The organism is Actinomadura rugatobispora, assembly GCF_042656285.1.
Taxonomy (GTDB): Bacteria; Actinomycetota; Actinomycetes; order Streptosporangiales; family Streptosporangiaceae; genus Spirillospora; species Spirillospora rugatobispora.
Map to the genome: position 1 here is coordinate 1 of NZ_JBHSON010000118.1, position 23548 is coordinate 23548.

Here is a 23548-nt window from a genome sequence, read left to right on the forward strand (position 1 = left end):
CCCGGCAGCGTGCTGGAGATCCGCAACTACCGGCGCGACGTCCTGAAGGTGACACCCGAGCAACCGCGAACACTCGACGAGGCCGACCGCTTCCTCTCCGGACCGGCCACGACGGCATCGTGACACCGGTCGCGTTCGCACTGACTGTTCGAGCCCATGAAGAGACCTCAATGGGCCGACAATGTGTTCGAGTGGTGGAGCCGAATGGGCCCGTCCTTCCCCCGCGATAGGGTGCGGTGGGTTCCGAGGGGCCGGAGGAGGGGACGATGCGGTTTCTGCGCCGATGCGCGGGCACGGCCTCTTATCTGGTCTTCCTGCTGGGGACGCACGTCATCGTCTTCCGCGTCCTTTCCGCGGACGATCGGCGGCGCGTCCTGGAGGCCATCAGCACGAACCTGGCCGACATGACCAACTGGACGGCGCCGTTCCGGCTCGTGGCCAGCGCCCTCGTCGTCGACACCTCGGGCGTCGTGCTGGACCAGATCCTCATCATCGGCCTGGGAATCGCGGTCTGCCTGTCCTGGCTCGAATATCGTCTGGGCACGCTTCGTGCTTTCGGGATTTTCGCGACGGCCCATGTCCTGGCCACTCTTCTCGTCTTGGGGGTCGTCGCGTACGCCGTCCACGCGGGCCACTACCCGGACGAGGTGCGGCACGACCCGGATTACGGCGTCAGCTTCGGCTCGATCGGCGCCATCGGCGCGGTGACCTGGCTGCTTCACAAGTGGCTGCGCATCCCGTGGGCCGCGGTCGCGGTCCTCTATCCGCTGACCGCCGCCACCTGGTACGGGCGGCTTCCCGACTATTCGTCGGTCGGGCACGTCCTGTCGGGTGCCATCGGCGTCGCGCTGTCAGTCCTGGTCGTGCGAAAAGCACGCGCGGACCGTGCGGCCCCGGACGTCACCCGTCCATGACCACTGCGTGACCAGCGCGTCCACGGTCAGCAGGCCACGTCCGCACTCCGGCAGCTCGTCGATCGCCTCCGGATCGGCCGGCTGCCGCACGCCCGGCTTGCCGGGGCCGCCCTCGTCCGAGACCCAGGCCGTCACCCCGTCCTCCTCCCAGCGCAGCCCGACGGTGAAGCAACCGCCGTCCCGGCCTGACCGCGTGTGGCGCAGGGCGTTCACGACCAGTTCGTCCAGGACGAGCAGGACGTCGTCCAGGGCGGGGAAGCCGTCCAGCAGATGCGCGGCGAAGGCGCGGACGACGCGGACCTGATCGGGCCGCCCACGGAACTCGCGCCGCCAGTAGAGCGGCGCCTCGGAATCGGCGGAAACGGGCACAGTGAGCAGCATTGATCACCTCACGGGCTGAAGCGGGGACGATCCGCCTTCATCGTCACCAGAACCACTGAGGCCGTCCCGTGAGACCGCCGCTTTCCTCGCCCAGACCACGAAGTGGCACGCACACGATCTGAACGTTCACCAGGCGATCGTTCCTCGTCGCCGCACCCTTTCGAACACACGAGCAATCGCCAACACGTTCGGTTCGAGAGTGGTAACAAAGAGTAGGCAGACCATCCTCCACCCCCAGGGAGGCCCTGATGAGCAGCCCCTTCGTTCGCCGCCGCCGTCTCGCCGCCGAACTCCGGGCGCTCCGCGAGGAGCACGGCCTCACCGCCGAGCAACTGTCCCAACGGCTCTACCGCTCGCGCATGAAGATCTCCAGGCTGGAGAACGCGCGCGGCCGTCCCGATATCGCCGCCGTCATCAAGATCCTCGACGCTCTCGACGTGACCGGCGACAGACGCGAAAAGATCATCACCATCGCCGTCGAGGCCGCCGAGCGGGGCTGGTGGGACTCCTTCGGCAACTCCATGGGCCGCCGCCAGCGCCTCTACGCTGACGTGGAATCCGGCGCCGCCACCATCCGCGGCTACAACCAGATGTCAATCTCCGGCCTGCTCCAGGCTGCCGAGTTTCACCAGGCACTCATCGATCTGGACGCGGCCGAGGCTCCTGAACTCGACTACGTACCCGCCCGCATTATCGAGGCCCGCCGGATGCGCCAGGAGACCGTCTTCCGCCCCGACGGTCCTACCTGTGAGATCATCCTCGACGAATACGTCCTCAAGCGTCTCCCCGTCCCACCCGCGGTCATGGCGGCTCAGCTCCGCCACATGGTGGACGTGCTTTCCCACCAGCCGCGATTCACCCTCCGCCTTCTCCCGCTGGACGTCCGCATCATCACGGGAAGCCTTCAAGCTTCCTCGTTCATGCTCTACACGTTTCCGGATCTCGCCGATCCACCAATGGTCGTCTCCGAGATGTTCACCACTGACCTCGTCCTCACAAAGCCGGAGGAGGTGGCAAGCTATGAACGTCATTATGATCGCCTCAGCCAGGCGGCTCTGCCCGCGTTGGAGAGCCTTTCCCACTTCGCGGACACGGCCGATCGGCTGAACGAGCAGATTGGGTCCGGCACGTGAAGCAGCACTACAACGGTTGGCGCAAGTCGAGTCACAGCTCCGCCGCCGCCGAATGCGTCGAGGTTGCCCGCTCGCCGCAGGGCGCCATCGGCGTACGCGACACCAAACAGGGCGACGCCAGCCCTATCCTCGAACTCACCCCTCGCGAGTGGGCCAGCCTCCTCCACTCCGTCCGCTCAGGACAGCTCGGATGACCACCCGATTCGAGCACTGGCGCAAGCCGAGCCGCAGCACCCCCGACACGAACTGTGTTGAAGTCGGCCGCTCACCCAACGGCACGATCGGTGTCCGCGACACCAAGGAGCGCGATAGCGGACCCATCCTGGAATTCGCTCCCCAGGAGTGGCGGCGTTTCTCCAGGCCGTTCGCATGGGTGGGCTGGAGTTCATCCGGCCAGGAAGCCCGTCAACACTGGGTTGAGGTCGGTGGGGATGGAGTGGTGGGAGGCGCCGCGCAGGGTGGTGATGTCGGCATTGGGGAGGAGGCGGCGATGGCAACGCGTTGCGCGTTGTGAGCCTTGCGTCGGACGGTGGTGGTGCTGTCCAGGAACGCCTCTGCCAGGGCGATCCAGGCCCTGTAGGAGTGGCCGCACAGGTGGGCGCCGTCAAGGCTGAGCTCGTCGAAGAGCACGTCCAGCCATGCCAACAGGTCGACGGCGTAGAGCCTGTGGTCGCGGGCCAGGTTTCTGACGTTGGCGAACCATGACACCGAGGTCGTCCCGCCGCAGGGCAGGAGCACGAGGGGGACGCCGTCCTCCGGACCGCAGATGTGGACCCGGGTGGTGCCGTAGCGGGACGTCAGGTCAACGCCGCGCACCGGTTCGGGCCATCGCCGCAGGGCGGCGTCGTGGGCCGCGGAGAAGAGCCCCTCGTCCACCGCATCCATCCTTTCGATCAACGATCTCCAACCGGTTCAGCTGCTGCGGGCCGTCACCATGGGCTCGACCTGTTCGCCGCCGAGTTCGCCGGGCGCAACGGGCTTCATGTTGACTTCACCGGGCTGTGCGAACTCGCCCTGCGAGTCGCCCATGCGTAATGTGTGCGTGTTGGTCGATACCGGTTGCCCAAGTGCCCTCGGAGGCTGCGCGTGTCCGACTCTCCTGTCGCCCTGATCACCGGAGGCGGAAGTGGTATCGGGGCGGCCACCGCTCGGCGGTTGCTGGCGGAGGGGTACCGAGTCACCGTCACCGGGCGTGGCGCGGATCGTCTGCGCCGCTTCGCCGAGGAATTGGGCCGGCCAGCAGGCCTGCGCACGGTCATCGGCGATGCGAGCGACTATCAAGACGTCCAGACGGCCGTCGAATCCACGGTCCGGGAGTTCGGGCAGTTGAACGCTGTCGTGGCCAACGCCGGCTTTGCCTCCTTCGATGATGTCACCGAAGGGGATCCCGATGTATGGCGAGACATGGTGCTGACCAACGTGCTCGGCCCCGCCCTGTTGATCAGGGCCGCCCTGCCCGCTCTGAAGCAGACTCGCGGGCGGATCGTCCTCATTGGAAGCGTCGCGGGCGTGGTCTACAGCCCTGGCAACATCTACGGAGCGACCAAATGGGCGGTGACCGGGCTCGCCGAGAACACCAGGCGCATGGTGACCAACGACGGCGTAGGCGTGACACTGGTCAATCCGGGAGCCACGGAGACCAATTTCTTCGACGCCGACGGCGGGCCGCCGGACCGTGCCATGATCACCGCCGACCAACTCGCCGACGCCATCGTGTGGGCGATCAATCAGCCGACGGGTGTGGACGTCAACACCCTCACGATCCGCCCCGTCCCTTCACCGCTGTGAGGCCGACCGGCCCATCACGGATGCTCAGGACGGTTCACTGGCATGACCCCACGCGGGCACCCGTGGCACTGAGGAAAGTATCTGCTTGATCCGCACCGACCTCTCCAAAACGTCGGGCTCCAACCGATAGCGGCGACTAGCCGATCGGGCGGGCGCGACCGCCACCCCCGGATGGCTGCGTTCGCAGTTGGGCGTGAACGCCTCGACCACGGCCCTGGTCGATCGGCTGACGCGGCGCGGGCTCGTCCGCCGTGAACCGGACACCCGCGACCGGCGGCGGGTGCTGCTGACCGTGCAGGACGAGGCCATCGCCCTGGGCTGGTCGTTCTTCGGGCCGATGATCGGCGAGATGGTCACCGCGACGCGCGCCTTCGACGAGGCGGAGCTGGCCACCGCGCGGCGCTGCTGGCCATGCGCGACATCGCCGCAGGACGGCGGACCGCGAGCTCCTGCTAGCCCGGGGACGGCACGTCGGGGCACTGGTTCTCAACCCATGGGCGCCAGGCGCCCTGATCCTCCCGGCCGCTCAGACGATCCACCTCAATGGCGGCCTGAATCAGTTGCTCGGTCGTGAGGGGAATGGCGGCCACGTACACCCTGCCGACATGACGGCAGAGCACGGAGCAGGGCTTGAAGGGGCCCAGCGGTTCGCCTGCCACGGGCGCCAGGTCCTCGAGTTCCCATCCCAGTGGCCCCGCCATCGCATGGAGTTGCCGCAGGTTGTGCCACCGGCCGCTCAGCATGCCGTTGATCGTGCTGCGGGCCAGCCCGGTGAACGGCAACTCCCCGGCTCCGAAGCCGCGGTTGCGCAGGAGCCCGTCGAGTATGCGCGGCAAACCGTCCATGTCGGAGGCGGCTTCCATCTCGTCCGGCGTCTCGGCGGCCGACGCCAGGCCCGTCACGAAGTCTTCGAGGGAAGCCAGCCGGGCGTGGTCGCAGTAGGTCACCCGGTAGGCGAACTCGCGCATGACCTCGCGATCGCGGTCCGGTGGCAGCAGGTGCGCGGGGACGGGACGTCCCGCGATCACGAACAGGTCGGAGACGGGCAGGTCCAGTTCGGCCGCCAGTTCATGCAGCCGCGCAGGTTCGTAGCGTCGGCCCGTGGCCACAAGGGCTCGCAGCAGTTCGGCCCGCGTCATGCCCTGACATTACGCGGACATTCGGACGTGGACGGATGGCGCGGCCAAACCGACGGGGTTTCGCGGCCGTCTCAGTTCCGAGTCGCCCCAGGGAGAGGGAGTGGGACATCGGGGCTGGGGAACACAGCCTTTTCCGCTCCGATGGTGCGCCCTGGGACCGGCCGCGCACTGGTCGTCAGCTCTGTCCGGCCGGCGGCCCGTGGATGATGCGGTGGATGGTGGAGCGGCCGACGCTGTACTCGGTGGCCAGGTCGGCCAGCGACACCTCGCCTTCGGCGTAGCGGCGGCGGATGGAACGCCGCGCGGGCTCGGGCAGTTTGGGCTGCTTGCCTTTGAGCTTGCCGTTCTTCTTGGCCAGCGCCATGCCTCGCGGGTGCGCAGGTGGCCTAGGTTCGCCTCGAACTCGGCGACCATCGCCAGGGTCTGCAGGAAAGCCGGCCGAACGGGTCGTTCCAGTCGTGGACCGACCCGCCCAGGCCGAACAGCACCTCCCGGTCGGACAGGTCGGTGAGGATCTGGTTGGCCTCGGCCATGTTGCGGGCGAACCGGTCGAACTTGGTCACGGTGAACACGCTGTCGGGCCACACCGCGGCCAGGGCCTGGTCCAAGCCGCCGCGGTTGCGGCGGGTGGTCCCGGAGAAGCCCCGGTCGATGTAGATCCGATCGACCGGGTCGCCGAGCGCGAGAAGCTGCTCGGTCTGGACGACGACGTCCTGCTCGTCGGTGGAGCAGCGGGCGTACCCGAACCGGGCGGTGCCGGGAGGGAACCCCAGGGCTTGGAGCTGCCGCGGCGTGGCGCGGTGGACGAAGTCGACCCATGCTTCTTCGAATGCCTGCGCAGCCCACCCGGTCCGCTGTCCCCACCGAAGGCTGGATGGCCGAAATCCCAGGTGCATGCTGTAACGAACACCGCGCGGCGCGGTCAGTCGGGTGCCTCGGTGGAAGGTCCCCGTCTCGAAGGCGATGACCGTTCCGGCTGGTCCGGCGCCGGATACCTCGGCTACCACCACGTCACCACCACCCGCGTCGACGCCGACGCAGGCGGAAGATGGAACCGCTACGCCCCCAACGACCCACTCCAAGTGACCACCGCGGAGACCGTCGCTTCGAACACAGATCACCTGATCAACGACTCCTGCCAGAAGAAGAACGATGAGCCGTAGCAGTGTTCAGCGTGCCGCGGTGGTCACCCGCTCGCGCAGCGCGGCAAGCTTCTCGGCGGCACCGGTGTCCGGGGCGGCCCAGTTGAGCACGATGTGGAGGTCGGCACGTTCGATGGTCATGATGTCGCAGTCCAGGACGATCTCACCGAGCTCGGCGTGGACGACTGTCTTGTGCGAGCGACCGATCGGCAGGGTCTCGTAGCGGGTCCACAGGTCGGCGAAGCGCGGGTTGGCCTCGCGGAGTCCGTCGATCAGTTCGGTGACGGCGCGGTCGTCCGGGTATCGGTCAGCGGCCCGTCGAAGGTCGGACACCATCATGCGTTCGAATGCGTCGGCGTGTGCGGCGTCGCGCTCGATCCGGGATGCGCCGGCTGCATGCGGAGCGGCGAAATGCCCCCAGATCAGGTTGCCCGACCGGGCATCGGCCGCGGCCGGATCGCCGAACAGCTCGCCCCAGAGCGGGTTGCTCTGCACGGCATCCCAGGCAGCGGTGAAGACGGCCAGCGGAGTGTCGCTCATCCGGTCGATCATCCGCTGCACACCGGGCGGCACCTCGCGCGGCACCGAACCGGACGGGGGGACCACCGAACCGGCCAGCCGGTAGAGGAGCTCGCGATCCACGGCGTTCAGGCGCAGTGTCTGCGCGAAGGCGGCAAGGACCTGGGGCGACGGATTTTTCGCGCGGCCCTGTTCGAGCTGTACGAGGTAGTCGACGGAGATGCCGGCCAGCACGGCCAGTTCCTCACGTCGCAGACCCGGAACTCGCCGGTTGCCCGCGGTCGGCAGACCAACGTCGGCCGGGCGGATGCGCTCCCTCCATGCGCGCAGGGCTGGACCGAGTTCGGTATGGGTGCTCATGGGATCAGTATGCGTCCGCGCGTCAAGAGCTGGGTGGTACCGGGAATACCAGGGACGACAACGCCTGGTGCACCCCTGTGGACAGGCCGAATATCGACTCGTAAGCCAAGCGCGTCAGACGCAGAGCCCTCTGCGGCGCGCTGACGCCCCCTTTGAAGAAAGAGATATCGGTGATGACACGCACCATCGGAATCGTCGGCTCCGGCCTGGTCGGCGGCTCCGTCGCTCGTCTGGCCGTCGACGCGGGCCACAGGGTCGTGCTCAGCAACTCGCGAGGTCCGGAGTCCCTTGCGGAACTCGTTCAGGAGCTCGGTCCGCTCGCGCGCGCCGGAACCGTCGATGAGGCGATCGCGGCCGGGGACATCATCGCCCTTCCTGTCCCGCTCGCGAGTTTCGAAGCGCTGCCGGCCGACAAGCTTGCCGGGAAGATCGTCATCGACCAGACGAACTACTACCCCGAGTTCTGGCGCAACGCCGAGCTCGACAACGGGGCACTCACCTCGAGTGAGCTCGTACAGCGGCACCTCAAGGACTCCCTGGTCGTCAAGGGGCTGCACAACCTGGACTGGAACCACATGTACTCCAACGCCCGCCCCGAGGGTGACCCGGAACGGACGACCATGCCGATCGCCGGGAACGATGCCGCTGCCAAGAAGACCGTGACGCAGTTCCTGGAAGCGGTCGGCTACGACGTGGTCGACGCCGGCCCGCTCGCAGAGAGCTGGCGCATCGAGCCCAACACCCCGATCTACTTCTGGCCGTACGCCCCCACCATCCCGGACGGACTCACCGCGGACGAGGAGAAGAGCTTCTACCTCGAACACCCGGTCCCGCCCGTCTCACCGGAGGCCGCCCGAAAGATGATCGACAGCGCGGAGCGCCCCTCGCCCATCGGGGGCACGCTGGCAGCCATGCCTCCGGCCCACGTCGCCATCTTCATGGACCTGGCGAGCGCAAATACCGTGCAGAAGTAGCACCCTTGCGCACCGGGTGCCGCCACACGCCCCTGAGACCGACCCATGGGCTGGATCCCAGGTCGTCACTGTCGCCGTGTCGCCCGCTCCAGTCCAAGACTGGGCAGACTGGCGGGGCACAGGCCAGAAGGGCCTGTGCGCCGCCATTTCGCGGACGTCCGGGCTGCTGCTCGAACTGCGCCGCCGGGCGGGTTCCGAGACGGTGCGCAACCCCCTGTCCGCTGGGGTCTCCGCCTTCGGCACGCATCTGATCAGCGGACGCCCTCACGCGGCCATCCTTTCTGACGTTTTGGACCTGCAGTACTCAGGTGAGAGACGCGATGGCCTGTAATCGGGATCGCAGCCGTCCAGGGGCTCGCTGTTCGCTCCCCGGACGGCTGCGGATCGCTGGACTGGCGTCAGTTGCTTCGGCGCTCGTTCTCGCGGTCGCCGAGCCACTTGATGACTTCGCGGTTGAACACTGCGGGGGCGTTGCGGGCGATGAAGTGGCCGGCTCCGCCGATCCGCTTGAGAGTGAAGGGGCCCTTGATGAACTCGCGGCCGGTGATCAGCTGCTCCGGGCCGATGTAGGGGTCGTTCATGGTGTAGAGCTGCAGGACCGGAGCGGTCACGTCAGGCAGGGGCTCTGCCTTGGGGGCCGTGTCGGGGTTGACGGTCGAGCGGTACCAGTTGAGCCAGCTTGCCTTGAGGCCGTTGGGGCGCTCCCAGTCGGCAAGGATGTGCTCCATGTCGGGATGCCAGTCGAAGAACTCCCGGGCAAGGGCCCAGTCGTCGGCTCGCAGGACCTCTTCGGCGGCCTCGAACTGGAAGTAGGACATGTACCACGACCGTTTGCGCTGATCGAGTGCGGGATCGATGAAGAAGCCGTTGAGGTGGCTGACGTTCTCCGAGATGAGGCCGAGGACCCGCTCGGGATTCAGAGCCGCGATCATCCACGCTGGGAGGCTTCCGCGGTCGCCACCCTCGACATAGAACTTGTCCAGGCCCAGGGCGTCCACGACGGCCACGGCACGCTCATAGTCGTGGTAGCCCGAGTAGAGTTCCACCTCCTCGGGGCGGTCGGACCCGCCGGCGCCCAGGTGCTCCGGGACGACCACGCGGTATCCGGCCTCGACGATCGCCGGGACGTTGAACCGGAACTCAAGCGAGTTGTGCGGGGCGCCGTGGAACATGACCAGGGTCGGCGCATCGGCCGGTCCCTCGTCGTACACCCGCAGCTGGTGGCCGAGGGCATCGATCATCTTGTAGTTCTTGCTGGGCAGCCCGTCTGTGGTGCTGGTGCCCGTTGCGGGCACCGTGTGTGCGTTGCTCATGGGCCTAACCGTAGGAGCACGGGCGCGTATGATGAATAACGTGAAGTCCAAGAAAGATTACGCATCGTCCAGGCGGGATAGGGCTGTCGGATCGGGTGACCCGATCGTCGACGTTCTGCGACTACTGCGCACGAAGGCGGTTGTCCCAGCACGCGTGCACGCCGCCTCGCCGTGGGCCGTGCGCTTCGATCCCTACTCGCACGTGAAGCTGGGCGTCGTCCTTGAGGGTGAATGCTGGATGGCCCTCGACGGGTGCGAGCCGGTACTTCTGCACAAGGGCGACTTCTTCCTGCTGAACGACCCACCGTCCTACACGCTGACCAGCACACTCGACGTGGGACCGGGCCAGGCCACTGCTTTCTGGGAGAGCGAGAACGACGGCGAGGTGCGCATCGGAGCCGAGTCCGACGAGGACACCTACGTGTGCTGCATCGACTTCGTGTTCGAGGAAGCCAACGCCTCGGTGCTGTTCGACGTGCTTCCGCCCATCGTCCTCGTCCGGGTCGGCGACCCGCGTGGAGCACTCCTGGCGAACCTTTCCGCTCTCACGGTCGCGGAGATGGAGTCCGCCGGTGTCGGACGATCCCTCGTGCTGGAGCACCTCGCGCAGCTCATCCTCGTCCACATGCTGCGAGTCCATGCCGATGAGACCGAGCGGCCCGTCGGCTGGCTCGGCGCACTGGTCGAGGACGGCATCGGGGCGGCACTGCGCGCGATGCACGCTGACGTGAGCCGGCGCTGGACGCTCGACGAGCTCGCCGCGATCAGCCACATGTCACGCTCCGCGTTCGCCGCCGCGTTCAAAGCCAAGGTCGGCACGGCCCCCCTGACCTACCTGATCGAATGGCGAATGAGCCTGGCCCGCGACGCCCTGCGCAATGACACCCGCTCTATCTCCGAGCTCGCAGCGGCTACGGGCTACGAGTCCGAGAGCGCCTTCAGCACGGCATTCCGGCGCGTAGTCGGGGCTTCGCCCCGATACTTCCGCGACGAGGCACGCCACCAGGTAGGGGCGGGATAGCCAGTGTGCCGACCCCCGACGCCGGCTCCACAGACCCGCCCCCGTACGCCAACAGTCGACACAGACCCGGAATCTGCCTGCACCACCGGTTGACGGGTAGCCGTCGACGCGGGCGGAACCTGGAACCGCCACGCCCCAACGACCACTCCAAATGACCACCTCTGGAGACCGTCGCTTCGAATACAGATCACTTGATCACTCCACCTCGGCCCCGGTCGGCGTGAACGCCTCCGCCAACTCCTGCGCCGCCAACACCCGCGCAAACCGTGGATACACGGTCCGATCGATCGAGGTCACCCGCAACCCCCAGGACCGCCGCCAACCCGACGCCGATCACCCTGACGATCAACCGTCAGGCCGTGATCCCTTTCTGGCGTATTCCGGCCGCCCTCCCGGTGAACCCGCACCCGGGGATGACTCCGCCGCCGACGACGCGTGCCGTGGTCGCTGCTGCTCGATGTCCTGGGCCGGAGAGCGGAAGGACCCGCCGGGGGCGGGTCCTTGGGAGGGGCGGGGTTCGGGTCAGGGGCGGGTGTCGCGGAAGCGGCCGAGGATTTCGGTGGCGCTGATGGCGAGGACTACCAGGATGGTGCCGGTGTAGAAGGCTTCGGGGACCGTCCAGCCCTTGCCGTCGTTGACGGTGGCGAGGAAGTCGGGGTTGAAGAGCGCCTGCCGGTGCAGGACCCAGATGAGGGAGAAGGCGAAGAGGGCTTCGGCGGCGGCGTAGGCGGCGGCGAGGGGAACGGTCCAGCGGTGTGCGGCGACCCGGACCAGTTCGAAGAGGACGGTGCCGGCGAGGCCGACGAGGATCGGCCAGATCCAGCCCGACCACAGGGCCGGGTCGAGGATCGGCATGCGGTCGCCGCCGGTGCGGTAGGGCTCGGCGACGTGCTGCCAGACGATCAGGGCGAGCAGCAGCGTGCTCACCGCGGCGGAGGCCAGAACGCCGCGGCCCGCGGCCTTCTCCGTCTGTGGGGCGTCGGGCAGGTCGTCGGGCGTCCAGCCCTCGGTGCCGCGGAAGAGGCGGCCGAGGGAGCGCGAGCGCTCCACCACGGCGAAGACCGCGGTGAGCCAGGCGATCATCTGGGCGCCGACGGCGAGCAGCGCGCCGACGCCGCCGCCGATCGCCGAGGCGACGCCGCCGCCGTCGAAGACCTCGACCGCCATGGACACCGCGACGACCACCGGCAGCACGCCGGCCAGCAGGACCTTCAGCGTCCGGGCGTACGCCGGGTAGAGGCCGGGGCCGATCAGCCCGAGCGGCCGGTCCGCGTAACGGGCGGCGAGGTGGATCGGGTCGCCCATCTCGGTGAGCACCTCCCGCGCGGTCGCGCCGCGCGCCTCGACGGTGTCGGCGATGACGGCGCGCAGTTCCTCGGCGATGTCGTCGCGCTGGTCGGAGGGGATCCGGCGGACGACCTCGTGGACGTACCGCTCGGTCAGGGTGTTCGCGTTCATGGCTTCTCTTCCGTCAGTCGTGAGATCGAGGCGACGAGGTCGCGCCATTCGCCGACCAGGCCCGCCCGCACCCGGGAGCCCTCGGCGCTGACCCGGTAGAACTTCCGCGGCCGGGACTCGTCGGTGTTCCACTCGCTGGCGAGCAGCCCCTGCTTCTCCAGCCTGCGCAGCAGCGGATACAGGGTGTTCCCGTCGACGGAGACACCCGCGTCGTTGAGCGTCTCCAGCAGCGCGTAGCCGTACTGCGGCTCCTCGAGCAGCGCCAGGCAGGCCAGCACGACGGTGCCGCGGCGCAATTCCTGGGCTTGCGCCCGGATCAGTTCCTCGGGGGACATGTCCGGCACGATACTGTGCGACACACACTAATGTCCAACACCCAACGACTCGGGTCCTCCACCATGCGCACAGTGAGTTCCCGGCGAGCGCCACCGACTCGGCCGTCCAGGCCGCACCGTAGGGATCAGCCAGAACCAGGGGACGGAACCGGGCATTTCCCTCGCGCTCACATCAGATGCGAATGGTTCGCGGGCGACGCCGGGATGGGGCAGCCCGTCGCGTTTCGACGACTGGACGTGGTTCGGCGGGCGCGGGCGGGACGGCAAGCATGAGAGGCCGGCGCCTTTAGTCTCCTTGAACATACCGATCAACTGGACAAGGAACCGGAGGCGCCGGCGTCCCGTCCGAATCGGCATGGAGAAGAGAGCCGAGAGTGCTGGAAAGAGCTTCGAGGAAGCTCGCCGGCGAAAGTCGGAGACGTCAAGGGCCCAATACCTCGGCTTGCTGGCCTTCACGTATTGCCTGGTCATCGCCGCCGGATGGTGGACGGCTTGGAACGTCGTCACCGCGTACGAGAACCTGACGTTCTCCCAGGGCAAGTACGGCACGCGTGGCACTGTCACCACGCACTACTATGCAGGAGCAGGTAGAAGCAGTCCCGCATATTGCGCGGGAACCTTTCGTTCGATGGACGGCACCGTTCAACGTGAAGTCCATGTGGATTTCGACGCGCCATGTCCCCCAGGAGGTCAACAGCCGGCGTATCTGCGCGCCCGGCGAGGGTATGTGATTCCCATTCCCTGGTCCGTGCGGCAGGAGGATCATGCCGTGGTCCCGGGGACCTATAAGGCGACCGGTTTCGTCGGCTGCGCGTTTCCACTCGCGGTGACGGTCGGCTGCGGAGCCTTGGTCTGGGGGCTCAGGCGTGAGTACAAGCGCAACCTGCCGTCGCCGCGCGAGCGGAAAGGGACGGCAGGTCGGCGCGGGCGCTCGGGAGCGGGTCCGACCGGCACCGGCTCAGCCTGATCGTCCCGGTGTAGACCTCGGGCGGTCATCACCCAGGTGACGGTGTTCTGTCTGGATCGTCGGCAGGATCGGGAATGTCCTCGTCGATCCCCCTCTGGTCGTCGGACGGCGCCCGCCGTCTCAGGTGGGCTTGGTGCCGCTGCCCTCGTAGGAGCCGAGGTCGTCGACCAGGTCCTGCAGTTCGGGGTGGTCCTTGAACCGGTCGCCGTGCACTTGGGCGATCTTGTCGCCGATCCCGGGGTCCTCGTCGTCGGTGAGGTCCATGGAGATCATGTTGGCGACCAGCGGCAGGCCGATCGCGTCGATCTCGCGGTGCAGCGGGTCGTACATGTAGGTGCGGTAGGCGTCGACGTCCTTGAGCGCGTACATGGCGCCGTACTGGAACTCGCCGCCGAAGTCGCGGCCGACCATGAAGAACTCGACGGCGTCGAGCTCGTCGCCCAGCCTGCGCATCAGGTCGAGCGCGTGCCGGACCTTGTCCTCGGGGGCGTCGGGCTTCATGGCGATCCGGACCTGGTGGTAGATCACGTCGGTTCTCCTGACCTTGTTGCACCGGGTTGTCGTGTTAGCGACGGTAACCACCCCTGAGGCTTAACGCAACACATTGGCGCTTTAAGAGCCCGCTTAACGCGTCGGTGAGTTGCGTCTAGGGCGGCCGGCTTCTAGCCTTGCCCCGATGCCCGAGGACCCGCTCGACCATCTGGACACCGCGACGGCTCGGCCGGGCGGCCGGACCGCGCGCGTGCGCCAGGCGGTCTTCGACGCCACCGTCGCCGAGCTCAGCGAGGTCGGCTACGCGGCGCTGCGGGTGGAGGCGGTGGCCGAGCGTGCGGGCGTCAACAAGTCGACCGTCTACCGGCGCTGGCGGAACAAGGCGACCCTGGTGTCGGCCGCCATCGTCGAGCGCCGCGGTGAGCTGGTGCCGCCGCCCGACACCGGCACCCTGCGCGGCGACCTGATCGCGCTGCTCCAGGAGATCCGGCTCGGCCTCAAGGCCCCGTGGGTCACCGCGCTGCTGCGCGAGGCCGCGCCCCGCAGCGCCAAGAGCGCCGAGCTTTACGAGTTGCTCGACAGGTTCTGGCCGGAGCGTTTCCAGGTCGCGGGCGCGATCTTCGAGCGGGCCGTCGAACGGGGCGAGCTGCCCGCCGGCACCGACCCCGACTTCCTTCTGCAGATGATCTCCGGTCCGCTCTACTTCCGGCTGCTCATGCTCGGCCGTCCCCTCGACGACGCCTTCCTGGAAAGGACGGCCGACCTCGTCCTCGACGGCGCGCGCGGCGGCGACGGAGGAGGAGGAGCGGGCGCCTGAAACGCCCGAATCGAAGGAGGAGCGTGGAGTCGTTGGAACCCGGCGATCCGCGTCGGGTGGGCGGCCACCGCCTGCTCGGCCGGTTGGGGGCCGGCGGGATGGGACGGGTCTACCTGGGCCGTTCGCGTGGCGGGCGGCTGGTGGCCGTCAAGCTCGTGCACGCCGAGCTGGTCCTGGATCCGATGTTCCGGCGGCGGTTCCGGCGCGAGGTGGAAGCGGCGCGCCGGGTCGGCGGGGAGTGGACGGCGCCCGTCCTGGACGCCGACACCGAATCGGACACGCCCTGGGTCGCCACCGGCTACGTGCCCGGGCCCACGCTCGATCAGACCGTCGAACGCCATGGCCCGCTGCCCACCGCGTCCGTCCTGGCCCTGGCGTCCGGTCTCGCCCATGCGCTCCGGGCCGTGCACGCCTGCGGACTGGTCCACCGCGACCTCAAGCCGTCCAACGTGCTGGTGACGGTCGACGGACCGCGCGTGATCGACTTCGGGATCGCGCGTTCGGTGGACGCCAGCGTGGTCACTCGCACCGGTGCCCTGGTCGGCACGCCCGCCTTCATGTCGCCCGAGCAGGTGCGCGGCGAGGAGCCCGGCCCCGCCGGCGACGTCTTCAGCCTCGGCTCGGTACTGGCCTACGCCGCGACCGGGCGGCGGCCGTTCGGCGAGGGACTGAGCGGCCTGCCCGCCCTGCTCCTCCAGGTCGCGCAGGGACGACCGCAGCTGGGCGGCCTGTCCGGGCCGGTCCGCGAGCTCGTGGAAGCCTGCCTGGCCAAGGAGCCGGGCGAGCGCCCCACGCTCGCCGCGATCCTGGACTCGCTGCCGCCGGTGCCGGCGTCCTGGCTGCCCGCCGAGATCGTCACGGAGCTGGGCCGCCATGCGGCCGGCCTGCTCGCACTTGAGGACGTCGAAACCGCCGCCAAGCGGCCGACCAGGCTGTACCTGGCGGCCGGGGCCACCGCCGCCGCGGTCACGGTCGCCGCGGCCGCCATGGGCGTCGCCCTCACGGGGGACGGCACCGGTGCCGAGGGGGACGTGCCGCCGGCCATGCTCGGAACCTGGGAGGGATGGGTCAGCAAGGCCGGCACTCAGACCTGGTGGCTCCGCCGCGTCACCCTTTCCCAGGGCAGGCTCGGCGCGGACGTCGCCCGGATCCGCGTGGTCGACGACACGGGGTTCTGCGAGTACACCGCCGCGCTGTCGTCCAGCGCCCCATCGGTCAAGCTCCGCGCCCGCGTCACGCGTGGCGTCCCGCCGGGCCGGTGCGGGAACGAGTCCCAGCAGACGATGACCATGAACGGCGACAAGGTCCACTGGGCCGCGCACGACGTGTCGGGCACCCTCACCCGCGCCCGCAACGACGCGGTACCGGCCGTTGTGCGCGGGCGCTGGACCGGAACGTCCGAAGGGCTGACCGCCGTCGCCTCCGCAGGAGTACGCAGGCGCTTCGACATCGGCGACGGCGCCGTGGGCACGGAGACCGTCCGGATCAGCGTGGCCAACGGCAGCGGCCTCATCTGCGATTCCATGGCCACGCTCGTCTCCGCCGAACGCGACATCCTCGTCTTCCCCAGCCGCATGCTGACCCAGAAGGCCGGCTGCGTGCTCGGCGGGTTGCAGAAGTTCACCCCGCAGGGCGCGTCGGGACTCCGGTGGGAATACACCGAGACCGGCGAGGCCGCCGCCCTCCAACGCTCCTGATCGGCTGCGTTTTCGGTGAACGAAGTGCCCGGGGCGCGGAGTACTCACTAGTGAGCGATGCGCGTGAGGAGCCCGATGAGTTATCCGCCGCCCGTCCCCAGAGACACCGTCCGGTACGACCTCCGTGACGACTCCCGGTACGGCCTGGGCCGCAACGAGCCTCCGGCCATGATGTGGCCGCCGGACGATCCGTTCAGCCGGTCCGCGCCGTGGTTCGACGAACCACGGCGCAGCGGCCGCGGCCGGGCGGTCGCCGCCGCGGTCGTCGCGGCGTTCCTGGTCGGGGGCCTCGCGGGGGGCGTGGCCGGGGCGGCCGCCGGGCGGGTGAGCGCGGGCGGCCCGGCGGCCACGGCGGTGCCTGCGGCCGGGCCGACGAGCCCCGCGGGTGATCTGAGCGGCGTGGCCGCGCGGGTGCAGGCGAGCGTGACGTCGATCGAGGTGCGGTCCGGGAACGCGCGCGGCACCGGGTCCGGGTTCGTGATCGACCGGCAAGGACGCGTGCTGACCAACGCGCACGTCGTCGGGGACGCGGGCCGGGTCACCGTCGTGCTGGCCGACCAGCGTCGGCTGGCGGCGCGCGTGGTGGGCTTCGACCGCGCCAACGACCTGGCGGTGCTGGCGATCCCCGCCGCGCAGAGCCCGGCCCCGCTGCGGTTCGGACGGTCCGCGCGGGTGCGTGTCGGCGAGCCGGTGCTCGCGCTCGGCTCGCCGCTGGGCCTGCAGGGGACGATCACCAGCGGCATCGTCAGCGCGCTGAACCGCGAGGTGCGCCTGGGCGAGGGCGGGATCGGGGGCACCGCCCTGCAGACCGACGCGTCGATCAATCCGGGGAACTCCGGCGGCCCGCTGGTCAACGCGCGCGGCGAGGTGATCGGGGTGAACACGGCGATCGCGACGCTGATGCGGGGCGGGGGCGGCTCGATCGGCATCGGGTTCGCCATCCCGGCGGACCGGGCGAGGGCGGGCGCCCAGCGGCTGGCCGGCTGACCGGTCAGCGCAGGACGGTGCCGCCGTCGACGTTGACGACCTGGCCGTTGATCCAGGAGCCCTCGTCCGACAGCAGGAACGCGACCAGGCTCGCGACGTCGCCGGCCTCGCCGTGGCGGGGGCTGCGGGTGCGGGCGAGCATCGACTTCAGCATCTCCGGCGGGGCGCCCTCGCGGATCTCGGGGGTGAGGATCAGGCCGGGGGTGATGGCGTTGGCGCGGATGCCGTCCCGGCCCCAGCGGGAGGCGACGTGGCGGGCGAGGGCGTTGATGCCCGCCTTGGTCGCGGCGTAGGCGGGACGCTTGGGCTCCCCGGCGAAGGACGCGATGGACGAGGTGTAGACGATCGCGCCGCCGCCCGCGTCCAGCAGGCGCGGTACGGCGTGGCGGGTGACGAGCATGTGGCCGCGCAGGTTGACGGCGACGGTGCGGTCCCAGATCTCCAGGTCGATGTCGACGACGTCGGTGTCCTTGGAGACGGCGTCCATGGCCCCGGCGTTGATGTGGACGGCGTCCAGGCGCCCGTGGGTGTCCACGGCGAAGGCGATGAGGTCCTGGACGGAGGCGTCGTCGGAGATGTCGAAGCGCGCCGCGGCCGCCCGGCCGCCTTCCTCGGTGATGGCTCCGGCGGTCTGCTCGGCGCCCGCGAGGTTCACGTCCCCCACCACGACCTGGGCGCCTTCCTCGGCCAGCCGCCGGGCCGATGCCGCGCCGAGCCCGGTGGCCGCACCGGCGACCACCACGACCTTGTCCTGCAGACGCCGTGCCATCTCCGCCTCTTCCTGCCCGAAATCAGGTTCTGGGAGGTGAGAATATCATTCTCGTCGGGCGTTCCAGATCTCGGTCTCCTCCTCCCGCCAGCGCGTCCACAGCGCCTCGACGCCCTGCCCGGGGTCCTCCAGGACCTCGATCTCCGGTGCCGTCAGCGGGACCACCGCGAAGATCTGGAGCGTGCCCTCCCCGCCGTCCGGCCAGACGGCGCCGTCGAACACCGAGAACGTCGTGGTGCCGTGCGGGAAGGTGTCGAACAGCAGCCCGTGGATGCCGGTCCCGTCGATCATCGGCTCCCCCGACTGGATCCATTCACCGAAGCCCACGGACGCCTCGTCGTTCTTCAGGAACCACCGCGCGGCGAGCCGCACCAGGTAGTGGGCCTCCCGTTCCTGGTCCGACTGGAGGGAGCAGGCGAACTCCGCGGGCTCCTTGGCGCCCGGCTGGAAGGGCAGGCCCAGCGTTATCGCCGTGATCTGGAGGGGGTTGAGCCTGTGCATCCCGACGCCGATGCCCTCGTCGTCCACCGGCCGGGCGTAGGCGTACCCGGGCCCGAGGCGCGGCGTCACATGCTTGTGGAGTGCGGTGAAGTACGGGTCGTCGAGCGGCGGAGTCATGACCGTCCTTTCGCGGAGGAAGCGGCCGGAGATCATTCCAGCGCCCTCCGTCCCCGGCAACCCGGGCCATGCGTGTCAGTCGTCGGTGTAGGCGCGGTGGTGCCACCAGGGGGTGGGGTTGCCCTCCCAGTCGAGGCGGCGGGACGGGTCGAAGGTGGGGAGGGTGCGGCGGGCGAATTCGGCGTCCAGGTCGGCGAGGAGGCGGGACAGTTCGCGGCGGGCCCAGGGTGGGAGGGTTTCGAGGACGGCCTCCAGGCCGTCCCTGGCGACGGCCACGTCGTCGTCCTGGCAGCCGGGGCAGGACGGCATCAGCGAGGTGACCAGCCTCAGCCGGTTGCCCGGTTGCCGCAGGAAGGAGCGGTAGATGTGCAGGCGGTGGGCCGTTTTGCCGGGGCGGACGTCGGCGTCGGGAGAGAGGCGTTCGGCCAGGTGGACGGCGGCGCTGGCGTCGATCGACAGGCGGTCGACGCGTTCCAGGTCACCGGCCCAGGTGATCGGGCGGGGCCGCCGGGGGGCGCGCAGGGCGCCGGGACGCCTACGCGGCATCGGCCTTTCGGTAGATCATCACCCCGCCATGATGCCACGTTCGCGGGCGGCGAGGTGGTCGCCGATCAGCCAGCCGAAACCGAGGGCCGCCAGGAGGCCGTTGCCGGACATGTAGCCCTCGCTGGACGGTCCGGAGATCCCGCACGCTGAGCCGCCGCCCGCGTACAGGCCCTTGATCCAGCCGCCGGTGCGGTGCTGGACGCGCCCGCGGGGGTCGACGAGGAGGCCGCCCTGGGTGGTGAGGATTCCGCTGGTCACCCTGCCCGCGCGGAGGGGCGGGGTGAAGTCGGCGGGGAGGGTCAGGTCGGGCAGGGAGTAGGCGGCGGCCAGGTGGGCGGGGGTGGGGTGGGTGGTGAACGCGCCCGCGGTCTCGGACTCGCGCATGAGTTCCGAGTGCATCGCGGTCTCGTGCATGGGCTGGTCCCAGATGAGCACGGCGCGGCGGTCGGCGATGATGCGGCCCAGTTTGGAGTAGCCCTGGGCCTTCTCGTCGACGAAGCGGTGGCCTTGGTCGTCGACGAGGACGGCCCCGAGGAAGGGCAGGACGGGGTTGAGGCGCGTGCCGTGTCCCTGGACGACCAGGCCGTGCCCCAGGAAGGAGCCCATGTTCCGTACGGCCGCGCCCAGTTCGAGGCCCCAGCCGATGGCGTCGCCCGTGCTGGTGCTGACTCCGCCGTAGAAGGCGCCTTCGGCCTCCGGGCAGTGCTCGGCCATCATGGCGGGGTTGTTGGCGAACCCGTCGGCGGCGAGGACGACGGCACCCGCGCCGACGCGGCGCTTGACGCCGTTCTCCAGGACCTCGGCTCCGACGACCGCGTCGTTGCGGCTGATCAGGCCGATGCCCGGGGCGTTGTCGACGAAGGCGATGTTGGGCGCGGCCTCGGCGGCGCGGCGGAGCGTCTCCATCAGCCGGGCGCCCCCGGCGCGGCCGGTGTCGGTGTGGAGCCGCGGGACGCTCTGCCCGGCGCGGGCCATGTCGAGTCCCAGTTCGACGGGATGGCCGAGGTCGTCGGCCAGCCATTCGACGTAGCGGGGCGCGACGCGGCACAGCGCGTTCACGATCGGGGCGGACGCGGGGTCGCCGTTGACCGCGAGGATGTCGCGGGCATGCCGTCCCGGGGAGTCGTCGATGCCCGCGGCCCGCTGGTAGCGGGTGCCGCCCGCGGCGAGGCTGCCGCTGGAGTAGCGGGTGTTGCAGCCCTCGCGGGTGCTCTTCTCGTAGACGGCGACCACCAGGCCGGGGTCGCGGGCGGCGCGGAGGGCGGCGACGAGGCCGCACGCCCCGCCGCCGAGGACCGCGACGTCCACTTGGTCGTCGAACGTCATGCGCTCGCTCCGTGGTAGAACGCGCGGGCCGCCTTCACCATGGCCGGGTCGGGTTTGGAGAAATAGAGGCCGGTGCGGGGCGGGTGCAGGCCCGTCCTGCGGTGGAAGGCGGCGCGGGTCTCGGCCAGCGCCAGTCCGGTGCCGAGCGAGTCGATGACCGGTACGTCGTCGACGCGGGAGATGCCCTGGTCGGCCAGGAAGACGTTGAGCGGTCCCTCGCCGGGGACGATGACGTCCGCGCCCTCGGCGATGGCCGTGCGGGCGGCGCGGCGGAACGCCTCGACCAGCGGTCCTGGGTCGGCGTACGCGGCCATGACGTCGGTGAACGCGGTCTCCACCTGGACGATCGGCCCGACCAGCGCGCCGAGCCCGTAGGCGGCCATGTTCCGGCGCAGCTGCGGTTCGAGGGCGGCGATGAAGTTGACGATGCCGATCCGCGAGCCGAGTGTCGCCGCGAACGCCACCGACGCGTTCCCGAACGCCACCACCGGGATGTCCACCAGCGTGCGGATCTCCTCGAAGCCGGTGTCGGGGATCGTCGCGATGAAGAACGCGTCGTAGCCCCGCTCCTCGGCCTCCAGCGCCGCCCGGACGAACTGCTCCCGGTGCAGGTTGGTCAGGTAGAGGTGCCCGATGTGGACGCCCGGGTACGAGCCCGGGTACGTGCCGGGGGCCATCCCGTGCAGCTCGACGGTCGTGCCGGGACGGGCCACGGCGTCCAGGTGGCGGCGCAGCGCGTCCCGGTAGTGCGGCACGTCGTCCAGCACGGTGAAGCTCTGGTGCCAGATCCTCGTCATCGGCTCCCCGCCGCCTCGGTCCCGGCGATGCGCCCGAACACCGCGCCGCGGAGCACGGACGTCGATCCGGTGTAGTTCGTGTAGTAGAGCCCGGTCAGCTCGCCCGCAGCGTACAGCCCGGTGATCGGGACGCCGTCACCGTCCAGGACCTCGGCGCGGTCGCCGGTCTTGAGCCCGCCGAAGGTGAAGACGTTCGACGCGATGATCGGGTAGGCGTGGAAGGGGCCCGTCGCGATCGGCCGCGCCCAGTTCGACTTGGGCGGGACGAGCCCGGCGGTGGCCAGGCCGTCCGGTTCGAGGGGACGGAACTCGCCGTCCCGGCAGGCCGCGTTGTACGCGGCGACCGTCTCGGCGAACGCGTCCGCCGGGATGTCGAGCGCGGCGGCCAGCGCGTCGAGCGTGGGGGCGGTGACGGGCGGCTGGTCGGTGCGGACGGCGGCGGACAGGTTGGGCACCTCGGCGCTGCCCGCGTCGAAGACGGCGAAGCCGATGCCGTCGGTCTGGTCGTGGACGCGGCGGGCGACCCGCTCGTACCAGGCGTCGACCGGGCCGGGCGCCTCGTCGGTGAAGCGGCGGCCCTCCCGGTTGACCAGGATCCCGTACGGGAACGAGAAGATCGCGGCCTCGGCGGCGCCGGAGCGGGGGTCGACGGGTTCGGCGTGGAACAGCGCGAAGTCCCCGGCGGTGGCGGCGCCCGCGGCCAGGCCCATCAGAAGGCCGTCGCCCTTGTTGTAGTGGCCGCCGCGCGCGACGGGGCGGGTGTGGCGGCCGCCGCGCCCGTGGTAGCGGGCCATCAGCTCGGGGTTGCCCTCGTACCCGCCGCAGGCCAGGACGACCCGGCCGCGCAGTTCGGCGCCGCGGGAGGTGACCACCCCGGTGACGGCGCCGTCCTCGATGATCAGGGAGCGGGCCGTGGTCTCGTAGGCGAACCGCACGCCCAGCCGCTCCGCCGCCGCGGTGAGCGCCTCGACGAGGGCGAGCCCGCCGCCGACCGGCATGAGCCGGGTGGTGGAGGTGGTGAGGAACGGCGTCGCGAGCCGCTCGAACCGGACGCCGTGCGAGGCGATCCAGCGCAGCGTGGGCCCGGCGCGTTCGGCCAGCGTCGCGACCGCGCGCGGGTCGGCGACGCTCATCGACCGCAGCGGCGCCGACCAGGTCGCGGGATCGCGCAGCGACTCGACCAGCAGGCCCGGGTCGGGGTGGCCCATGAAGTCGCCGAGGAGCCGCTCCTCGAAGTCGTCGGACACCTCGTCGAGCGACTTCATCCGCAGGAACGCCTCGGTGTGCCGGGTGTTGCCGCCGCTGTCGGAGCGCGGCGCCCGCTCGGCCACCACCACCCGGGCGCCCGCCTCGGCGGCGGCCACGGCGGCGGCGAGCCCGGCGATCCCGGCGCCCGCCACCACGACGTCGTGAGCGGTCATCGGCGGTCCCCGCCCAGGTCGGCGGTGAACGCGGCGGCGGAGCGCACCTCCGCGAACATCGGCAGGATCTTCTCCACGGCGAAGTCGTGCAGCGCCGGGTCGAACGAGGCGCACATGTCCTCGATCACGGTGACGGCCAGCCCGCTGTCCACGGCGTGCCGGGCGGTGGACTCCACGACCAGGTTGGTCGCGACCCCGCCGAGCGCGACGTGCCGCACCCCCGCGCCGAGCAGCATCTCCAGCAGCGGGGTCCCGGTGAACGCGCCGACGCCGCCCTTGTCGACGACGGGTTCGGCGGGCAGCGGCGCCAGCGCGCTGACGATGCGGGCGCCGGGGGCGTCGCGGAGCATGGCGCGCTCGCGCGGGTAGGCGTCGAAGCGGGCCGAGCGGTTGGTGCGCAGCTCGTACGACGGGTCGAACGCCAGCCGCACGTGCACCACGTACAGTCCGGCGTCGCGGGTCGCGGCCAGGGTCTTCTCGGCGGCGGCGAGGACGCCGCGCCGTTCGACCTGGTCGACCAGCGCGGGCATGCGCATGTGCTCGCCGCGCTCGCACAGCGCGACCTGGTAGTCGAGCATCAGCAGGGCGGTACGTCCGCCGGTCATCTCATGCACCTTTCTTCCTGGGGGTATCG

General features: G+C 70.1%; 29 protein-coding genes and 1 pseudogene. 13 read left to right on the forward strand and 17 right to left on the reverse strand.

Features of this window, described 5'->3' with window-relative positions; all coding sequences use genetic code 11:
* Positions 1-266: 266 nt before the first annotated feature.
* Positions 267-914, forward strand: coding sequence for a rhomboid-like protein (locus ACFPZN_RS49160; protein WP_378290863.1), 648 nt, complete (start codon positions 267-269; stop codon positions 912-914).
* Here the strand turns inward: ACFPZN_RS49160 and ACFPZN_RS49165 are convergent.
* The gene (locus ACFPZN_RS49165; protein ID WP_378290865.1) at positions 852-1295 is read right to left on the reverse strand and encodes an ATP-binding protein; all 444 of its coding nucleotides are present in this window, start codon (positions 1293-1295) and stop codon (positions 852-854) included. The two genes, ACFPZN_RS49160 and ACFPZN_RS49165, sit on opposite strands and share 63 nt — an antisense overlap.
* A 248-nt stretch (positions 1296-1543) precedes the next feature.
* Between ACFPZN_RS49165 and ACFPZN_RS49170 the strand changes: the two genes are divergently transcribed.
* The 3 genes from ACFPZN_RS49170 to ACFPZN_RS49180 are packed head-to-tail and all read left to right on the forward strand — an operon-like array spanning position 1544 to position 2942.
* Positions 1544-2428, forward strand: coding sequence for a helix-turn-helix domain-containing protein (locus ACFPZN_RS49170; protein WP_378290867.1), 885 nt, complete (start codon positions 1544-1546; stop codon positions 2426-2428).
* Positions 2425-2622, forward strand: coding sequence for a DUF397 domain-containing protein (locus tag ACFPZN_RS49175; protein WP_378290869.1), 198 nt, complete (start codon positions 2425-2427; stop codon positions 2620-2622). Before ACFPZN_RS49170 ends, ACFPZN_RS49175 begins: the two co-directional genes overlap by 4 nt.
* On the forward strand, positions 2619-2942 hold the full coding sequence (locus ACFPZN_RS49180) for a DUF397 domain-containing protein (RefSeq protein WP_378290871.1): 324 nt from the start codon (positions 2619-2621) through the stop codon (positions 2940-2942). The genes ACFPZN_RS49175 and ACFPZN_RS49180 overlap by 4 nt, the downstream gene beginning before the upstream one ends.
* On the opposite strand, the gene ACFPZN_RS49185 is transcribed toward ACFPZN_RS49180, so the two are convergent.
* Positions 2834-3304, reverse strand: coding sequence for an alpha/beta fold hydrolase (locus ACFPZN_RS49185; protein WP_378290942.1), 471 nt, complete (start codon positions 3302-3304; stop codon positions 2834-2836). The two genes, ACFPZN_RS49180 and ACFPZN_RS49185, sit on opposite strands and share 109 nt — an antisense overlap.
* A gap of 210 nt (positions 3305-3514) precedes the next feature.
* Between ACFPZN_RS49185 and ACFPZN_RS49190 the strand changes: the two genes are divergently transcribed.
* Together ACFPZN_RS49190 and ACFPZN_RS49195 are read left to right on the forward strand one after the other, a co-directional pair.
* A complete protein-coding gene (locus ACFPZN_RS49190; RefSeq protein ID WP_378290873.1) occupies positions 3515-4216 on the forward strand; it encodes an SDR family oxidoreductase in 702 nt (233 codons plus the stop codon).
* 157 nt (positions 4217-4373) lie between these two features.
* Positions 4374-4487: pseudogene (locus tag ACFPZN_RS49195) on the forward strand (hypothetical protein); the annotation flags it as partial.
* 181 nt (positions 4488-4668) lie between these two features.
* Here the strand turns inward: ACFPZN_RS49195 and ACFPZN_RS49200 are convergent.
* The 3 genes from ACFPZN_RS49200 to ACFPZN_RS49210 form a co-directional block, all read right to left on the reverse strand.
* The gene (locus ACFPZN_RS49200) at positions 4669-5355 is read right to left on the reverse strand and encodes a hypothetical protein (RefSeq protein WP_378290875.1); all 687 of its coding nucleotides are present in this window, start codon (positions 5353-5355) and stop codon (positions 4669-4671) included.
* A 175-nt stretch (positions 5356-5530) separates the two neighbouring features.
* A complete protein-coding gene (locus ACFPZN_RS49205) occupies positions 5531-5719 on the reverse strand; it encodes a sigma factor-like helix-turn-helix DNA-binding protein (RefSeq protein ID WP_378290877.1) in 189 nt (62 codons plus the stop codon).
* A gap of 22 nt (positions 5720-5741) precedes the next feature.
* On the reverse strand, positions 5742-6251 hold the full coding sequence (locus tag ACFPZN_RS49210; RefSeq protein WP_378290879.1) for a recombinase family protein: 510 nt from the start codon (positions 6249-6251) through the stop codon (positions 5742-5744).
* Between the two features lie 42 nt (positions 6252-6293).
* Here ACFPZN_RS49210 and ACFPZN_RS49215 point away from each other — a divergent pair, with 42 nt between their 5' ends.
* Entirely contained in the window at positions 6294-6518 is a 225-nt protein-coding gene (locus tag ACFPZN_RS49215; protein WP_378290881.1) for a hypothetical protein, read from the forward strand.
* A gap of 6 nt (positions 6519-6524) precedes the next feature.
* Here ACFPZN_RS49215 and ACFPZN_RS49220 read toward each other — a convergent pair whose 3' ends face one another.
* Positions 6525-7376, reverse strand: coding sequence for a helix-turn-helix transcriptional regulator (locus ACFPZN_RS49220; RefSeq protein ID WP_378290883.1), 852 nt, complete (start codon positions 7374-7376; stop codon positions 6525-6527).
* Between the two features lie 173 nt (positions 7377-7549).
* Here ACFPZN_RS49220 and ACFPZN_RS49225 point away from each other — a divergent pair, with 173 nt between their 5' ends.
* Positions 7550-8350: an NADPH-dependent F420 reductase gene (locus ACFPZN_RS49225; protein WP_378290885.1), complete on the forward strand. Its 801-nt coding sequence runs from the start codon at positions 7550-7552 to the stop codon at positions 8348-8350.
* A 398-nt stretch (positions 8351-8748) separates the two neighbouring features.
* On the opposite strand, the gene ACFPZN_RS49230 is transcribed toward ACFPZN_RS49225, so the two are convergent.
* Positions 8749-9663 (reverse strand): alpha/beta fold hydrolase, encoded by a 915-nt coding sequence (locus ACFPZN_RS49230; protein WP_378290887.1) that lies wholly within the window; start codon positions 9661-9663, stop codon positions 8749-8751.
* 40 nt (positions 9664-9703) lie between these two features.
* Here ACFPZN_RS49230 and ACFPZN_RS49235 point away from each other — a divergent pair, with 40 nt between their 5' ends.
* Positions 9704-10684 carry an AraC family transcriptional regulator gene (locus ACFPZN_RS49235; RefSeq protein ID WP_378290889.1) on the forward strand — a complete coding sequence of 327 codons (981 nt, stop codon included), beginning with the start codon at positions 9704-9706 and terminating at the stop codon, positions 10682-10684.
* 522 nt (positions 10685-11206) lie between these two features.
* On the opposite strand, the gene ACFPZN_RS49240 is transcribed toward ACFPZN_RS49235, so the two are convergent.
* Complete coding sequence (locus tag ACFPZN_RS49240) at positions 11207-12142, reverse strand: HAAS signaling domain-containing protein (protein ID WP_378290891.1); 936 nt, start codon at positions 12140-12142, stop codon at positions 11207-11209.
* Positions 12139-12477, reverse strand: coding sequence for a PadR family transcriptional regulator (locus ACFPZN_RS49245; RefSeq protein WP_378290893.1), 339 nt, complete (start codon positions 12475-12477; stop codon positions 12139-12141). The genes ACFPZN_RS49240 and ACFPZN_RS49245 overlap by 4 nt, the downstream gene beginning before the upstream one ends.
* A gap of 355 nt (positions 12478-12832) precedes the next feature.
* Here ACFPZN_RS49245 and ACFPZN_RS49250 point away from each other — a divergent pair, with 355 nt between their 5' ends.
* On the forward strand, positions 12833-13444 hold the full coding sequence (locus tag ACFPZN_RS49250) for a hypothetical protein (RefSeq protein WP_378290895.1): 612 nt from the start codon (positions 12833-12835) through the stop codon (positions 13442-13444).
* Positions 13445-13564: 120 nt separating this feature from the next.
* Here ACFPZN_RS49250 and ACFPZN_RS49255 read toward each other — a convergent pair whose 3' ends face one another.
* Entirely contained in the window at positions 13565-13972 is a 408-nt protein-coding gene (locus ACFPZN_RS49255; protein WP_378290897.1) for a Dabb family protein, read from the reverse strand.
* A gap of 148 nt (positions 13973-14120) precedes the next feature.
* On the opposite strand from ACFPZN_RS49255, the gene ACFPZN_RS49260 reads away from it, so the two are divergent.
* The 3 genes from ACFPZN_RS49260 (at position 14121) to ACFPZN_RS49270 (ending at position 17437) form a co-directional block, all read left to right on the forward strand.
* The gene (locus ACFPZN_RS49260; protein ID WP_378290899.1) at positions 14121-14753 is read left to right on the forward strand and encodes a TetR/AcrR family transcriptional regulator; all 633 of its coding nucleotides are present in this window, start codon (positions 14121-14123) and stop codon (positions 14751-14753) included.
* Between the two features lie 23 nt (positions 14754-14776).
* Complete coding sequence (locus tag ACFPZN_RS49265) at positions 14777-16450, forward strand: serine/threonine-protein kinase (protein ID WP_378290901.1); 1674 nt, start codon at positions 14777-14779, stop codon at positions 16448-16450.
* 75 nt (positions 16451-16525) lie between these two features.
* The gene (locus ACFPZN_RS49270) at positions 16526-17437 is read left to right on the forward strand and encodes a S1C family serine protease (RefSeq protein WP_378290904.1); all 912 of its coding nucleotides are present in this window, start codon (positions 16526-16528) and stop codon (positions 17435-17437) included.
* Between the two features lie 4 nt (positions 17438-17441).
* Here ACFPZN_RS49270 and ACFPZN_RS49275 read toward each other — a convergent pair whose 3' ends face one another.
* From ACFPZN_RS49275 to ACFPZN_RS49305, 7 genes are all read right to left on the reverse strand, one after another.
* Positions 17442-18206: an SDR family NAD(P)-dependent oxidoreductase gene (locus tag ACFPZN_RS49275; protein WP_378290906.1), complete on the reverse strand. Its 765-nt coding sequence runs from the start codon at positions 18204-18206 to the stop codon at positions 17442-17444.
* Between the two features lie 45 nt (positions 18207-18251).
* Complete coding sequence (locus tag ACFPZN_RS49280; protein WP_378290908.1) at positions 18252-18824, reverse strand: suppressor of fused domain protein; 573 nt, start codon at positions 18822-18824, stop codon at positions 18252-18254.
* 75 nt (positions 18825-18899) lie between these two features.
* Positions 18900-19370 carry a hypothetical protein gene (locus tag ACFPZN_RS49285; RefSeq protein ID WP_378290910.1) on the reverse strand — a complete coding sequence of 157 codons (471 nt, stop codon included), beginning with the start codon at positions 19368-19370 and terminating at the stop codon, positions 18900-18902.
* An 18-nt stretch (positions 19371-19388) separates the two neighbouring features.
* Positions 19389-20696: an FAD-dependent oxidoreductase gene (locus ACFPZN_RS49290; protein WP_378290913.1), complete on the reverse strand. Its 1308-nt coding sequence runs from the start codon at positions 20694-20696 to the stop codon at positions 19389-19391.
* Positions 20693-21493, reverse strand: coding sequence for an aspartate/glutamate racemase family protein (locus tag ACFPZN_RS49295; RefSeq protein ID WP_378290915.1), 801 nt, complete (start codon positions 21491-21493; stop codon positions 20693-20695). The genes ACFPZN_RS49290 and ACFPZN_RS49295 overlap by 4 nt, the downstream gene beginning before the upstream one ends.
* On the reverse strand, positions 21490-22914 hold the full coding sequence (locus ACFPZN_RS49300) for an FAD-dependent oxidoreductase (protein WP_378290917.1): 1425 nt from the start codon (positions 22912-22914) through the stop codon (positions 21490-21492). Before ACFPZN_RS49300 ends, ACFPZN_RS49295 begins: the two co-directional genes overlap by 4 nt.
* A complete protein-coding gene (locus tag ACFPZN_RS49305) occupies positions 22911-23519 on the reverse strand; it encodes a cysteine hydrolase family protein (protein ID WP_378290919.1) in 609 nt (202 codons plus the stop codon). Before ACFPZN_RS49305 ends, ACFPZN_RS49300 begins: the two co-directional genes overlap by 4 nt.
* Positions 23520-23548: the final 29 nt, after the last annotated feature.

Coding starts and splice junctions, on each gene's coding strand:
- ACFPZN_RS49170 (WP_378290867.1), top strand. CDS start 1,544: ATGAGCAGCCCCTTCGTTCGCCGCCGCCGTCTCGCCGCCGAACTCCGG.
- ACFPZN_RS49300 (WP_378290917.1), bottom strand. CDS start 22,914: ATGACCGCTCACGACGTCGTGGTGGCGGGCGCCGGGATCGCCGGGCTC.
- ACFPZN_RS49305 (WP_378290919.1), bottom strand. CDS start 23,519: ATGACCGGCGGACGTACCGCCCTGCTGATGCTCGACTACCAGGTCGCG.
- ACFPZN_RS49280 (WP_378290908.1), bottom strand. CDS start 18,824: ATGACTCCGCCGCTCGACGACCCGTACTTCACCGCACTCCACAAGCAT.
- ACFPZN_RS49220 (WP_378290883.1), bottom strand. CDS start 7,376: ATGAGCACCCATACCGAACTCGGTCCAGCCCTGCGCGCATGGAGGGAG.
- ACFPZN_RS49205 (WP_378290877.1), bottom strand. CDS start 5,719: ATGGCGCTGGCCAAGAAGAACGGCAAGCTCAAAGGCAAGCAGCCCAAA.
- ACFPZN_RS49260 (WP_378290899.1), top strand. CDS start 14,121: ATGCCCGAGGACCCGCTCGACCATCTGGACACCGCGACGGCTCGGCCG.
- ACFPZN_RS49160 (WP_378290863.1), top strand. CDS start 267: ATGCGGTTTCTGCGCCGATGCGCGGGCACGGCCTCTTATCTGGTCTTC.
- ACFPZN_RS49250 (WP_378290895.1), top strand. CDS start 12,833: ATGGAGAAGAGAGCCGAGAGTGCTGGAAAGAGCTTCGAGGAAGCTCGC.
- ACFPZN_RS49200 (WP_378290875.1), bottom strand. CDS start 5,355: ATGACGCGGGCCGAACTGCTGCGAGCCCTTGTGGCCACGGGCCGACGC.
- ACFPZN_RS49285 (WP_378290910.1), bottom strand. CDS start 19,370: ATGCCGCGTAGGCGTCCCGGCGCCCTGCGCGCCCCCCGGCGGCCCCGC.
- ACFPZN_RS49275 (WP_378290906.1), bottom strand. CDS start 18,206: ATGGCACGGCGTCTGCAGGACAAGGTCGTGGTGGTCGCCGGTGCGGCC.
- ACFPZN_RS49225 (WP_378290885.1), top strand. CDS start 7,550: ATGACACGCACCATCGGAATCGTCGGCTCCGGCCTGGTCGGCGGCTCC.
- ACFPZN_RS49230 (WP_378290887.1), bottom strand. CDS start 9,663: ATGAGCAACGCACACACGGTGCCCGCAACGGGCACCAGCACCACAGAC.
- ACFPZN_RS49165 (WP_378290865.1), bottom strand. CDS start 1,295: ATGCTGCTCACTGTGCCCGTTTCCGCCGATTCCGAGGCGCCGCTCTAC.
- ACFPZN_RS49270 (WP_378290904.1), top strand. CDS start 16,526: ATGAGTTATCCGCCGCCCGTCCCCAGAGACACCGTCCGGTACGACCTC.
- ACFPZN_RS49245 (WP_378290893.1), bottom strand. CDS start 12,477: ATGTCCCCCGAGGAACTGATCCGGGCGCAAGCCCAGGAATTGCGCCGC.
- ACFPZN_RS49290 (WP_378290913.1), bottom strand. CDS start 20,696: ATGACGTTCGACGACCAAGTGGACGTCGCGGTCCTCGGCGGCGGGGCG.
- ACFPZN_RS49295 (WP_378290915.1), bottom strand. CDS start 21,493: ATGACGAGGATCTGGCACCAGAGCTTCACCGTGCTGGACGACGTGCCG.
- ACFPZN_RS49240 (WP_378290891.1), bottom strand. CDS start 12,142: ATGAACGCGAACACCCTGACCGAGCGGTACGTCCACGAGGTCGTCCGC.
- ACFPZN_RS49180 (WP_378290871.1), top strand. CDS start 2,619: ATGACCACCCGATTCGAGCACTGGCGCAAGCCGAGCCGCAGCACCCCC.
- ACFPZN_RS49210 (WP_378290879.1), bottom strand. CDS start 6,251: ATGCACCTGGGATTTCGGCCATCCAGCCTTCGGTGGGGACAGCGGACC.